The sequence below is a fragment of the Arthrobacter agilis genome (assembly GCF_006494655.1).
GTDB lineage: Bacteria > Actinomycetota > Actinomycetes > Actinomycetales > Micrococcaceae > Arthrobacter_D > Arthrobacter_D agilis.
The window spans coordinates 70,274-83,912 of record NZ_VHIM01000002.1; the positions used below are offsets into that span (position 1 = coordinate 70,274).

Sequence of the window (13,639 nt, forward strand, 5' to 3'; positions counted from 1 at the left end):
CGTTCAGGGGGCCTAGCGCCAGAGGAGGACGGCCTCGCCCTGGCCGCCGCCACCGCAGAGGCTCACGGCCGAGCGGCCCGATCCGCGCCGGGCGAGCTCGAGGGCGGCGTGCAGCGCCAGCCGTGCCCCCGAGGCCCCGATCGGGTGGCCGAGGGCGATGGCGCCCCCATGGATGTTGCACTGGTCCAGCGGGTAGTCGAGGTCCTTCAGGGATTGCACCGCGACGGAACCGAACGCCTCGTTGATCTCGATGAAGTCCAGGTCCGAGCTCGTCCAGCCTGCCCGTCCGAGAGCCTGCAGGATGGCGGCCGCGGGTTGGGAGTGCAGGGTGTTGTCGGGTCCCGCGACCTGACCCGGGGCGCCGACGACGGCGAGGACCGTGAGTGCCGCCTCCTCCGCGTGGGCGCGCGTCGTGACGACGACGGCCGCGGCGCCGTCGGACAGCGGGGAGGAATTGCCGGCCGTGATCGCCCCGTCCGGGTTGAACGCGGGCCGCAGCTTCGCCAGCGACTCGACGGTGGTCGACGGCCTGATGCCCTCGTCGGTGGTGAGGACGACGTCGTCGCCCTTGCGCTGCCGGACCGTCACCGGAACGATCTCCTCGGCGAGGACACCGCCGTCCGTCGCAGCCGCGGCGCGTCGATGGGATGCGGCGGCCACGGAGTCCTGGGCTGCGCGGTCGATCTCGAGGCGGACGTTGCCGCGTTCCGTCGAGGCGCCCATCGAGTCGTTGTCGAAGGCGTCGGTCAGGCCGTCGTGGGCCACCGAGTCGAGCGCCTGGATGGAGCCGTAGTTCCACCCCTGGCGGGAGCCCGGGAGGAGGTGCGGCCCGCGCGTCATGGATTCCTGTCCACCGGCGACGACGACTCCCGCCTCGCCGCTGCGGATGAGCCGTGCCGCATCGATGACGGCGGTCAGGCCCGAGAGGCAGACCTTGTTGAGCGTCACGGCGGGGACGTTCCAGGGGATGCCGGCGTGGACCGCAGCCTGTCGGGCCGGGTTCTGGCCACATCCTGCCTGAACCACGTGTCCCATGATCACTGCGTCCACCGAGGCGGGCTCCACGCCGGAGCGCTCCAGCGCGGACGTGATGGCGAGGGCGCCGAGCTCGACGGCGGTGAAGGATGCGAGTTGACCGTTGAGGCGTCCGAGGGGTGTGCGGGCGCCGCCGACGATGACGACGTCGTCGGGGGTTGGCGTGGGTGTCGCCATGGCGAAACTCTCTTTCGTCGTTGAAATGGTGCCGCTCCAACCTTAGGGGGGACTCCGACGATCAGGAGGCGTCGCGGGGCCCCGCTCCGTCGGCGCCCTGGGGGTAGAGCAGCGGCAGCTGCAGAGTGAGCCAGGGGGAGAAGGCCCAGGGGGTCTCCGTCACGGCGCGGACCAGCGCAGCGGGCTCGGCCCACCGGACGTCCATGACCTCCTCGGGCACGGGCGCGGGCGAGCTGTCCGCGATCGCCGTGTAGACGGGGCAGATCTCGTTCTCGACGATGCCCGATGCGTCCACCGCGCGGTACCGGAAGTCGGGGAGTGCGGCGCGGATGTCCCGCACCGTGAACCCGAGCTCCTGCGCGGCGCGGCGTGACACGGCGTCCTCGAAGGCCTCGCCGGGCGCGGGATGCCCGCAGAAGGAGTTCGTCCAGACGCCCGGCCAGGCCTTCTTGCCGAGGGCGCGCCGTGTGACGAGGATCCGCCCGGCGTCGTCGAACACGTGGGTGGAGAAGGCGAGGTGCAACGGGGTCTCGAGGGTATGGACGGTGGCCTTCGCCTGCGTGCCGATCGCGGTGCCGTCCTCGGCGAGCAACACCACGACCTCCGTCGCCGGAACCCCGTCGCTCCCGTTGGCCGGTTGCTGCTCCATCGTCCCTGCTCCGCTCGCCATCGTGGCTCTCATTTCCGCTGGTCGTCCGCCGATCACCGGCGCATCGTCTGCTCTCCGGCCGCGTGGCACCGACGCCGGATCCTTCAGGGGCGCCCGGGCCGGCCGGATCAGCCCGCCGTTTCGTCAGGGGCGCCCTTCTCGTTGTTTACTTTACCTATGGACATGGACACTCTGCTGGTCGAGCCCATCGGGCTCGAGCAGGTCGAGGGTGCTCTCGGGCGGTTCTTCGAGGAGTCGAAGGTCCGCGCGGCGAAGATCGGTCCCGGGTACCACGGCCTGTGGGAGACGCTCGAGCGGTGCACGGCCGGCGGCAAGCGCTTCCGCCCGCGCCTGGTCATGTCCGCCTACCAGATGCTCGGCGGTCGCGACCTCGAGAACGCCGCCGAGGTCGGTGCGGCCTTCGAGCTGCTGCACACGGCCCTGATCGTGCATGACGACGTGATCGACCGGGACTTCATCCGCCGCGGGATACCGAATGTCTCCGGGCGCTACCGCAGTATCGCCGAGGCAGCGGGCATGTCCGCCGAGGGCGCCCGCCACGTCGGATTCTCGGCGGGGGTCATCGCCGGAGATCTCGCGCTGTCCAACGCCTACCGGCTGCTGGAGCGCGTGGAGGCCTCGGCCGCCGTCCGGCGCAGGCTCGGCGAGATCCTGGACGAGGCCGTGTTCGCGTCCGCGGCCGGCGAGTTCCTCGACATCGAGACCTCGCTGAACCCTGCGATGCCCCCGCTCGAGGATATCGTGCACATGGCCCGCCTCAAGACGTCCGTGTATTCCTTCGAGGGACCCCTGCAGGCCGGGGCCGTGCTCGCGGACGCGCAGGAAGAGGTCGTCGTCCGGCTCGGCGAGTTCGGCCGCGACGCGGGGATCGCCTACCAGATAGCGGACGACCTGCTCGGAGTCTTCGGGAACGAGACCCGGACGGGCAAGACGAACTGGGGAGACCTGCGCGAGGGCAAGCGCACGGCCCTCATGTCCTACGTGTCGGCCCGCCCCGAGTGGGACAGCATCTCCTCCCTGGTGGGAAGCCCGGGCATGTCCGCCGCCGAGGCCGATCAGGTGCGCCGCATCCTCGTCGACAGCGGTGCCCGGGACTATTCGGCGGACCTCGCCGCCGACTACGCCTCGCGCGCCCGCACACACCTCGAGTCCGACGTCGTGCCCGCCGCGCTCCGCGCCGCCCTCGAACCCGTGGTCTCGGCCGTCGTGGACCGGGTCCGCTGAGTGGGCGTCGACGATTCGCTGGCCCGCTACACCGCGGCAGCCCTCAGAACCTCCGCCGAGGTCATCCGCTGCTACTCGACGTCGTTCGGCATGGCATCGCGGATACTCGACCGCACCACCCGGAGCCACATCGAGGCGGTGTACGCGCTGGTGCGGGTCGCCGACGAGATCGTGGACGGCGCCGCCGCCGGAGCCGGGCTGACGGCGGAAGAGGTGGAACACGTGCTCGACGCCCTCGAGCGTGACACGGAGTCGGCCATGGTCACGGGCTACAGCGCCAACCTGGTGGTGCATGCCTTCGCCGTGACGGCGCGGACCACCGGCATCGGCACCGAACTCACCCGGCCCTTCTTCGCCTCCATGCGTGCCGACATCACCCGGAGCGAGCACGACCAGGCGTCCTTCGACCTCTACGTCTACGGGTCGGCGGAGGTTGTCGGGTTGATGTGCCTGCGTGCCTTCCTCGTCGGGAGGTCCGTGACGCCGGGCGAGGACGCCGTCCTCGTGGACGGCGCACGCCACCTCGGTGCGGCGTTCCAGAAGATCAACTTCCTGCGCGACCTGGCGGAGGATTTCTCGACGCTCGGGCGCAGCTACTTCCCAGGGGTCCGCCCGGGGAACTTCACGGAGGCCGACAAGCTCCGCCTCCTCGAGGACATCGACGAGGACCTGCGCATCTCCGCAGCAGCCCTTCCCGGCCTGCCGCCGACACCCCGCCGCGCCGTCGCCCTCGCCCAGGGTCTGTTCACCGAACTCGCCGTGAGGCTCAGGCGCACTCCGGCCGAGGAACTCCTCAGGGCGCGGATCCGGGTACCCAACCCCGTGAAGTTCCGCATCATGGCGCAAGCCTTCACCGGTCGCGCGGTACCGGACCTCGCCGCGCACGAGAGGACGGCATGACACCCAAGCAGAGCGGTCGCGTACGTGTGGGCGGACAGGACGTCGTCGTGATCGGCGGCGGGATCGGCGGGCTCGCGACGTCGGCGCTCCTCGCCCGGGAAGGCCATCGGGTCACGCTGCTCGAGAAGCGGGACCAGGTGGGCGGGCGCGCCGGGACCTGGGAGCAGGACGGCTTCCGCTTCGACACTGGCCCGTCCTGGTACCTCATGCCGGAGGTCATCGACCACTTCTTCAAGATGATGGGCACGAGCGCATCGGAGCAGCTCGACCTGCGCCTCCTCGACCCCGGCTACCGCGTGGTCTTCGAGAACGGCTTCGACACCGTGGACGTACCGGCCGACCGCGAGGCCGTCACCAAGCTGTTCGAGTCGATGGAGGCCGGAGCGGGGGAGCAGCTCTCCGCCTACCTCGACTCCGCGGAGGACGCGTACGAGATCGCGAAGAAGCGGTTCCTCTACTCGACCTTCCAGTCCTTCCTGCCGTTCTTCCGTCCGGACGTCCTGAAGCGCCTGCCGCGGATCGGATCCCTGCTGCTGCAGCCCCTGCAGTCCTTCGTGGAGAAGCGGTTCAAGGATCCCCGCATCCAGCAGATCCTCGGCTACCCCGCGGTCTTCCTCGGCAGCTCGCCGTTCGATGCCCCGAGCATGTACCACCTGATGAGCCACCTCGACCTCGATGACGGCGTGCTCTACCCGATGGGCGGCCTCACGACACTCGTGGAGGCCATGCAGCGTGTGGCCGTCGCGGCCGGTGTCGAGATCCGCACGGGCGCGGACGTCGAGTCGATCGACACCGAGGCCCGCACACCCGGCCGGTCGCCGCTCGACCGCAGGGCGGCGGCGGTGCGATCGGTCACCTACCGGGCGGCCGGTACGACGACGACGCTCGACGCCGACATCGTGGTCTCCGCTGCTGATCTCCACCACACCGAGACCACCCTCCTGCCCACTCAGCTGCAGACCTACCCCGAGAAGTACTGGGACAAGCGCGTCCCGGGGCCGAGCGCCCTGCTCCTCTACCTGGGTGTCCGGGGGAGCCTGCCGCAGCTCGAGCACCACACGCTGCTGTTCACCACGGACTGGCGGGACAACTTCGGCCGTATCTTCGGCAAGGAGACCTCCGTCCCCTCGCCGGCGTCGCTCTACGTGTGCCGGCCCAGCGCGACCGACGACTCGGTGGCGCCGGACGGCCACGAGAACGTCTTCGTGCTCGTCCCGATCCCCGCGGACGTGACCCTCGGCAAGGGCGGGCTGAATCGCGGGGGAGACGCCCGCGTCGAGGAGCTGGCGGACGCCGTGATCGCACAGATCTCGGAGTGGGCGGGCATTCCCGATCTCGACGAGCGGATCGTCGTGCGGCGCAGCTACGGTCCGCAGGACTTCGCCACCGATCTCAACGCCTGGCGCGGAACGAGCCTCGGGCCGGCGCACATCCTCAAGCAGAGCGCGTTCTTCCGCGGGTCGAACCGGAGCGGGAAGGTGGCCAATCTCTTCTACGCGGGCAGCTCCACGGTTCCCGGCATCGGCATCCCGATGTGCCTGATCAGCGCCGAACTGATCGTCAAACGCCTGCGCGGCGACACGAGCACCGGTCCCCTCGCGGAACCCGCTGCCTGATAGAGGTAGGCAAGGCGGGGCCAGGCGGAGCAGGAGAGGCAGGGCCATGGCGGCAGCACCGGCAGTGCCGGCAGTGCCGGCAGCGCAGGCAGCGCCGGCGGCGGGGGCCACGGTTGCGGCGGATCGCTGCGGCAGTCGGTGGTCACCGGCGGGCGCGGCGGGCTTGACGCTGAAGGGGGAGAGGGGCTAGTGGACTTAACGCTGCGCGTGCCGTAGTGTAGGTCTTTGCGTCTTCCCTCTAAACCTCAGCCTTCATATAGCGGTGGGCTTTGCTCTGCTCTCGTCGTCTAGCCTGGCCACATGGTTGGGGTTGACGCGGGCAGACTCCGGTGAGCACTGAGATCCCCGCAGCAGACTGCGGTGGCGGTGCCGAGGCGAGGGCGCTGACAAGCCTGACGGTCTGTGGAAGGATCCCTCTTGGTCGCCTCGAGCACCTCAAATAATGCAACCGCTACCAGCCAGGTCGACGCCGACGGCGCCGCACCCCGGCTCTCATTCGCAAAGATTCACGAACCGCTTGACGTTCCCAATCTTCTCGCCCTCCAGACGGACAGCTTCGACTGGCTCGTCGGCAACGAGCGCTGGAAGGCCCGTGTCGAGGAGGCCCTGGAGAAGGGGCTGCAGGGGATAGCCACGAGCTCCGGCCTCGCCGATATCTTCGAGGAGATCTCCCCGATCGAGGACTTCCAGGGCACCATGTCCCTGAGCTTCTCGGAGCCGGAGTTCGCCGATCCCAAGTACACGATGGCCGAGTGCAAGGATCGCGACGCGACCTACTCCGCCCCCCTGTACGTCAAGGCCGAGTTCATGAACAACAACACGGGCGAGATCAAGCAGCAGACCGTGTTCATGGGTGACTTCCCCCTCATGACCGATAAGGGCACCTTCGTCATCAACGGCACCGAGCGCGTCGTCGTGTCGCAGCTCGTCCGTTCGCCGGGCGCCTACTTCGAGCGCACCGCCGACAAGACCAGCGACAAGGACATCTTCAGCGCGAAGATCATCCCCTCGCGTGGTGCCTGGTTCGAGCTCGAGATCGACAAGCGCGACCAGGTCGGCGTCCGCCTCGACCGCAAGCGCAAGCAGTCCGTCACCGTGCTGCTCAAGGCGCTCGGCTGGACCGAAGGCCAGATCCTCGAGGAGTTCGGCCAGTACGACTCCATCCGCGCCACCATGGAGAAGGACGCCACGGAGACCCGCGAGGACGCCCTCCTCGACATCTACCGCAAGCTGCGCCCGGGCGAGCCCCCCACGGTCGAGGCTGCCCAGACGCTCCTGGACAACCTGTACTTCAACCCGAAGCGCTACGACCTCGCGAAGGTCGGCCGGTACAAGATCAACCGCAAGCTCGGGATCGACAAGGACCTCACGGACAGCGACGCCTCGGTCCTGAACATCGACGACATCGTCGCGATGATCAAGTTCCTGGTCGCGCTGCACGCGGGTGACAAGACCCTTGGCGGCAAGCGCGACGGCGGCGACGTCGAACTGCGCGTCGAGGTCGACGACATCGACCACTTCGGCAACCGTCGCATCCGCGCCGTCGGCGAGCTCATCGAGAACCAGGTCCGCACCGGCCTGTCCCGCATGGAGCGTGTCGTCCGCGAACGCATGACGACCCAGGACGTCGAGGCGATCACCCCGCAGACCCTGATCAACATCCGTCCCGTCGTGGCCGCGATCAAGGAGTTCTTCGGGACCTCCCAGCTGTCGCAGTTCATGGACCAGAACAACCCCCTCGCCGGCCTGACGCACAAGCGTCGCCTGTCCGCGCTGGGCCCGGGTGGTCTGTCCCGCGACCGTGCCGGCATGGAGGTCCGCGACGTCCACCCCTCGCACTACGGACGTATGTGCCCCATCGAGACCCCTGAAGGCCCGAACATCGGCCTCATCGGTTCGCTCGCCTCCTACGGCCGCATCAACGCGTTCGGGTTCATCGAGACCCCGTACCGCAAGGTGGTCGACGGCATCGTCACCGACCAGATCGACTACCTCACCGCGGACGACGAGGTTGAGCGCCTCATCGCCCAGGCGAACGCGCCCCTCGACGCCAAGAGCACGTTCACCGAGGACATGGTCCTGGTACGTACGCGTGGTGGTTCCGGCGAGGCCGTGCTCGTCACGCCCGACGAGGTCGAGTACATGGACGTCTCCCCGCGCCAGATGGTGTCCGTCGCGACCGCGATGATCCCGTTCCTGGAGCACGACGACGCCAACCGCGCCCTCATGGGCGCGAACATGCAGCGCCAGGCTGTTCCCCTGCTCCGTTCCGAGCGCCCCCTCGTGGGCACCGGCATGGAGAAGAACGCGGCCGTGGACGCCGGAGACGCCGTCACCGCTGTAAAGGCAGGCGTGGTCAAGGAGGTGTCGGCCGATCTGGTCAGCATCCTCAACGACGACGGCACCGAGACCAACTACCCGATCATGAAGTTCGCCCGCTCCAACCAGGGCAACGCGTACAACCAGCGCGTCCTGGTCGCCGAGGGTGACCGCGTCGAGTACAACACGATCATCGCCGACGGACCGTCGACCGACCAGGGTGAGCTCGCGCTGGGCAAGAACATGCTCGTCGCGTTCATGTCCTGGGAGGGTCACAACTTCGAGGACGCGATCATCCTGTCGCAGCGCATCGTCTCCGACGATGTCCTGACGTCGATCCACATCGAGGAGCACGAAGTCGATGCCCGCGACACCAAGCTCGGTGCCGAGGAGATCACGCGTGACATCCCGAACGTCTCCGAAGAGGTACTCGGAGCACTCGACGAGCGCGGCATCATCCACATCGGTGCCGAGGTCGAGGCCGGCGACATCCTCGTCGGTCGCGTCACGCCGAAGGGTGAGACGGAGCTGACCCCCGAGGAGCGCCTGCTGCGCGCCATCTTCGGCGAGAAGAGCCGCGAAGTCCGCGACACCTCGCTGAAGGTGCCCCACGGTGAGTCGGGCACGGTCATCGGCGTGCGCATCTTCGACCGCGACAACGACGACGAGCTGCCCCCGGGCGTCAACCAGCTGGTCCGCGTCTACGTGGCTCAGAAGCGCAAGATCACGGACGGCGACAAGCTCGCCGGACGCCACGGCAACAAAGGTGTCATCTCCAAGATCCTGCCGATCGAGGACATGCCGTTCATGGAGGACGGCACCCCTGTCGACATCGTCCTGAACCCGCTGGGTGTGCCGGGCCGCATGAACGTGGGCCAGGTCCTCGAGATCCACCTCGGCTGGGCAGCCAAGCAGGGCTGGAAGATCGAGGGTGAGCCCGAGTGGATGAAGAACCTCCCGAACATCCCCCGGGAGATCTCCTCCACCACCGTCGCGACCCCCGTGCTCGACGGCGCCACCGAGGACGAGATCGTCGGCCTGCTAGGCTCCACGAACGTCACGCGTGACGGACAGCGCCTCATAGGCGAGTCCGGCAAGGCGCGGCTGTTCGATGGCCGCTCCGGCGAGCCGTTCCCGGACCCGATCTCCGTGGGCTACATGTACATCCTGAAGCTCCACCACCTGGTGGACGACAAGATCCACGCCCGCTCCACGGGACCGTACTCCATGATCACGCAGCAGCCGCTGGGTGGTAAGGCGCAGTTCGGTGGCCAGCGCTTCGGTGAGATGGAAGTCTGGGCCCTCGAGGCTTACGGTGCGGCCTACACGCTGCAGGAACTCCTGACCATCAAGTCGGACGACATCCACGGACGCGTCAAGGTGTACGAGGCCATCGTCAAGGGCGAGAACATCCCCGAGCCGGGTGTCCCCGAGTCCTTCAAGGTGCTCATCAAGGAAATGCAGTCGCTCTGCCTGAACGTGGAAGTACTCTCCACCGACGGCACCACGATTGAAATGCGTGACTCGGATGAAGAAGTCTTCCGGGCCGCGGAGGAACTGGGCATCGACCTCTCACGGGCCGAGCCGAGTTCTGTCGAAGAAGTCTAGGTTCTCCGCCCCGAACCGGTGTTCGAACGCGGCCAACGAAATTTCGGCGGCCGCGGACGGCCTTGAAATATCAAAGGCCGCTTCCTCGAACACCGGTCCGGTGCAGGGCCTGGACGCTCGCCGCACCCCACAAGACTTCAAGAATTTAGAGAACAAAGAGAGAACAGGGACCCTATGTCCAGCGAATCCTCCTTCGGCCTCATGCGAATCGGCCTTGCCACCGCGGACGAAATCCGCGGTTGGTCCTACGGCGAGGTCAAGAAGCCGGAAACCATCAACTACCGCACGCTCAAGCCCGAGAAGGACGGCCTCTTCTGCGAGAAGATCTTCGGCCCTTCCCGAGACTGGGAGTGCTACTGCGGCAAGTACAAGCGCGTGCGCTTCAAGGGCATCATCTGCGAGCGCTGCGGCGTCGAGGTCACCCGTGCCAAGGTGCGCCGTGAGCGCATGGGCCACATCGAGCTCGCCGCTCCCGTCACCCACATCTGGTACTTCAAGGGCGTTCCCTCACGCCTGGGCTACCTGCTCGACCTGGCGCCGAAGGACCTCGAGAAGGTCATCTACTTCGCCGCCTACATGATCACCTCGGTGGACGAGGAGAACCGCCACGCCGAACTGCCGAACCTCCAGGCCGAGCACGACCTCGAGAAGAAGCAGATGACGGACCAGCGTGACTCCGACATCGCCGCGATCGCCAAGGACCTCGAGGACGAACTCGCCCGCCTCGAGGGCGAAGGCGCCAAGGCCGCGGACAAGAAGAAGGCCCGCGACTCGGCCGACCGCCAGATGGCGAACGTCCGCAAGCGTGCGGACGCTGACATCGAGCGTCTCGTCCAGGTATGGGAGCGCTTCAAGACCCTCAAGGTCGCCGACCTCGAGGGCGACGAAGGCCTGTACCGCGAGCTGCGCGACCGCTACGGCCTGTACTTCGAGGGCTCCATGGGTGCCGAGGCGATCAAGAAGCGCCTCGAGAACTTCGACATGCCCGCCGAAGCAGAGATGCTGCGCGACATCATCCAGAACGGCAAGGGCCAGCGGAAGACGCGCGCCCTGAAGCGCCTCAAGGTGGTCAACGCCTTCCTGACGACGACGAACAGCCCCCTGGGCATGGTCCTCGACGCCGTTCCGGTGATCCCGCCGGAGCTGCGCCCGATGGTCCAGCTCGACGGTGGCCGCTTCGCGACGTCCGACCTCAACGACCTGTACCGCCGCGTCATCAACAGGAACAACCGTCTCAAGCGCCTGCTGGATCTCGGAGCCCCCGAGATCATCGTGAACAACGAGAAGCGCATGCTGCAGGAAGCGGTCGACTCCCTGTTCGACAACGGCCGTCGTGGCCGTCCGGTCACCGGACCGGGCAACCGTCCCCTGAAGTCCCTCTCGGACATGCTGAAGGGCAAGCAGGGTCGTTTCCGCCAGAACCTCCTCGGCAAGCGTGTCGACTACTCGGGCCGTTCGGTCATCGTCGTCGGCCCGCAGCTGAAGCTGCACCAGTGCGGTCTGCCCAAGCAGATGGCGCTGGAGCTCTTCAAGCCGTTCGTGATGAAGCGCCTGGTGGACCTCAACCACGCGCAGAACATCAAGAGCGCCAAGCGCATGGTCGAGCGTTACCGCCCCCAGGTGTGGGACGTGCTCGAAGAGATCATCACCGAGCACCCCGTGCTGCTGAACCGTGCACCCACCCTGCACCGTCTCGGCATCCAGGCGTTCGAGCCGCAGCTCGTCGAGGGCAAGGCACTCCAGCTCCACCCGCTGGTCTGCGGCGCCTTCAACGCGGACTTCGACGGCGACCAGATGGCAGTGCACCTGCCGCTGAGCCCCGAGGCCCAGGCCGAGGCGCGCATCCTGATGCTCTCCTCGAACAACATCCTGAAGCCGTCCGACGGCCGTCCGGTCACCCTGCCCTCGCAGGACATGATCATCGGTCTGCACCACCTCACCACCAAGCGTGAGGGAAGTGCCGGCGAAGGCCGCGTCTTCACCAGCGTCGCCGAGGCCATCATGGCGTTCGACATGGGCTCGCTCCACCTCAACTCGGTGGTCCGGATCCGCGTCGACAACTTCGTGCCGAGTGCGGACATCGCAGCTCCCGAGGGCTGGGAGTCGGGGACACCTGCGCTCATCGAGACGTCGCTCGGGCAGGTCCTGTTCAACGAGACCCTTCCCCTGGACTACCCGTGGGTGGAGAAGGTCGCCGACAAGGGCCAGCTCTCGACGATCGTCAACGATCTCGCCGAGCGGTACCCGAAGGTCGTCACGGCGGCGACGCTGGACAACCTGAAGGACGCCGGTTTCTACTGGGCCACGCGCTCGGGCGTCACCGTCGCCATCTCGGACATCTCCGCGCCGATCAACAAGGCCGGGATCATGGAGGGCTACGAGACGCAGGCCGCCAAGGTCCAGTCGCAGTTCGACAAGGGCCTCATCGCCGACGAGGAGCGCCGCCAGGAGCTCATCGACATCTGGAACAAGGCCACCAACGAGGTTGCCGCCTCGATGCGTGCCGCGATGCCGAAGGACAACACCATCAACCGCATGGTGTCCTCCGGTGCCCGTGGTAACTGGCTGCAGGTCCGTCAGATCGCCGGTATCCGTGGCCTCGTGGCCAACCCGAAGGGCGAGATCATCCCGCGCCCGATCAAGTCCTCGTACCGCGAGGGCCTGTCGGTCCTGGAGTACTTCATCGCGACCCACGGTGCCCGTAAGGGTCTTGCCGACACCGCGCTGCGTACCGCCAACTCGGGCTACCTCACCCGTCGCCTGGTCGACGTCTCACAGGACGTCATCGTCCGCGAGGACGATTGCGGGACGGAGCGTGGCCTCAAGGTCACGATTGCCGTGCCGAACGCCGACGGTGAGCTGGTGCTGCACGAGGAGGTCGAGAACTCGGCGTACGCCCGTACGCTGGCGACCGACGTCGTCGACTCCAAGGGCGCTGTGCTGGCTCCCGCGGGATCCGATCTGGGCGACGTCGTCATCGGTGAGCTGTTCGAGGCGGGTATCTCCGAGATCAAGGTCCGCTCGGTCCTCACCTGTGAGTCCAGCGTCGGCACCTGTGCCCTCTGCTACGGCCGTTCGCTCGCGACCGGCAAGACCGTGGACATCGGAGAGGCCGTCGGCATCATCGCCGCGCAGTCGATCGGTGAGCCCGGCACGCAGCTGACCATGCGTACCTTCCACACCGGTGGTGTCGCATCGGCGGAGGACATCACCCAGGGTCTGCCCCGTATCCAGGAGCTGTTCGAGGCGCGTACACCGAAGGGTGTCGCCCCGATCTCCGAGGTCGCCGGACGCGTCACCATCGAGGATGCCGAGAAGCAGCTTCGCCTGGTCGTCACGCCCGACGACGGGTCCGAGGAGATCGCGTACCCGGTCCTGCGCCGTGCACGCCTCCTGGTGTCCGACGGCGACCACGTCGAGGTCGGGCAGCAGCTCGTCTTCGGTGCGGTCGACCCGAAGCAGATCCTCCGGATCCTCGGCCCCCGCAAGGCCCAGGAATTCCTGGTGGACGAGGTCCAGCGCGTGTACCGCAGCCAGGGTGTGGGCATCCACGACAAGCACGTGGAAGTCATCGTCCGGCAGATGCTGCGCCGCGTCACCGTGATCGAGTCCGGCGAGTCGGACCTGCTCCCCGGTGAGCTTGCCGAGCGTCGCCGCTTCGAGGACGAGAACCGTCGCGTGGTGTCCGAGGGCAAGAAGCCGGCCTCGGGCCGTCCGGAGCTCATGGGTATCACCAAGGCGTCGCTCGCCACCGAGTCGTGGCTGTCGGCCGCTTCCTTCCAGGAGACCACGCGTGTCCTCACGCAGGCCGCCATGGAAGGCAAGAGCGATCCGCTGCTGGGTCTCAAGGAGAACGTCATCATCGGTAAGCTCATCCCGGCCGGTACCGGCCTGGACCGCTACACGAAGGTCACGGTCGAACCCACCGAGGAAGCCAAGGCGAATCTCTTCACCGGTCCCAGCGCGTTCAGCGACTTCGACTACGCCGGTGTCGAGGGCGGCCTCAGCCCCGAGTTCCACGCGATCCCGCTGGACGACTACGACATGGGCAACAGCGACTTCCGCTAGGACGACGCCGCCCAAAGAACCG

At 67.5% G+C, this 13,639-nt stretch carries 7 protein-coding genes; 5 read left to right on the plus strand and 2 right to left on the minus strand.

Annotation, left to right across the window (positions count from 1 at the left end; translation table 11 throughout):
* Window positions 1–12: 12 nt before the first annotated feature.
* Both FJV46_RS03145 and idi read right to left on the minus strand, forming a co-directional pair.
* On the minus strand, window positions 13–1,212 hold the full coding sequence (locus FJV46_RS03145) for an acetyl-CoA C-acetyltransferase (RefSeq protein WP_087030121.1): 1,200 nt from the start codon (window positions 1,210–1,212) through the stop codon (window positions 13–15).
* A 61-nt stretch (window positions 1,213–1,273) separates the two neighbouring features.
* Window positions 1,274–1,861, minus strand: a complete 588-nt coding sequence (gene idi, locus FJV46_RS03150) for an isopentenyl-diphosphate Delta-isomerase (protein WP_087030401.1) — start codon at window positions 1,859–1,861, stop codon at window positions 1,274–1,276.
* A 183-nt stretch (window positions 1,862–2,044) separates the two neighbouring features.
* Between idi and FJV46_RS03155 the strand changes: the two genes are divergently transcribed.
* The 5 genes from FJV46_RS03155 (at window position 2,045) to FJV46_RS03170 (ending at window position 13,617) form a co-directional block, all read left to right on the plus strand.
* Window positions 2,045–3,106, plus strand: coding sequence for a polyprenyl synthetase family protein (locus FJV46_RS03155; protein ID WP_232008452.1), 1,062 nt, complete (start codon window positions 2,045–2,047; stop codon window positions 3,104–3,106).
* A complete protein-coding gene (locus FJV46_RS15165) occupies window positions 3,107–4,006 on the plus strand; it encodes a phytoene/squalene synthase family protein (RefSeq protein WP_158250107.1) in 900 nt (299 codons plus the stop codon).
* The gene (gene crtI, locus FJV46_RS03160) at window positions 4,003–5,622 is read left to right on the plus strand and encodes a phytoene desaturase family protein (RefSeq protein WP_179195224.1); all 1,620 of its coding nucleotides are present in this window, start codon (window positions 4,003–4,005) and stop codon (window positions 5,620–5,622) included. The genes FJV46_RS15165 and crtI overlap by 4 nt, the downstream gene beginning before the upstream one ends.
* Window positions 5,623–6,039: 417 nt before the next feature.
* On the plus strand, window positions 6,040–9,549 hold the full coding sequence (rpoB, locus tag FJV46_RS03165; RefSeq protein WP_087030116.1) for a DNA-directed RNA polymerase subunit beta: 3,510 nt from the start codon (window positions 6,040–6,042) through the stop codon (window positions 9,547–9,549).
* 174 nt (window positions 9,550–9,723) lie between these two features.
* The gene (locus FJV46_RS03170; protein ID WP_087030112.1) at window positions 9,724–13,617 is read left to right on the plus strand and encodes a DNA-directed RNA polymerase subunit beta'; all 3,894 of its coding nucleotides are present in this window, start codon (window positions 9,724–9,726) and stop codon (window positions 13,615–13,617) included.
* Window positions 13,618–13,639 lie beyond the last annotated feature (22 nt).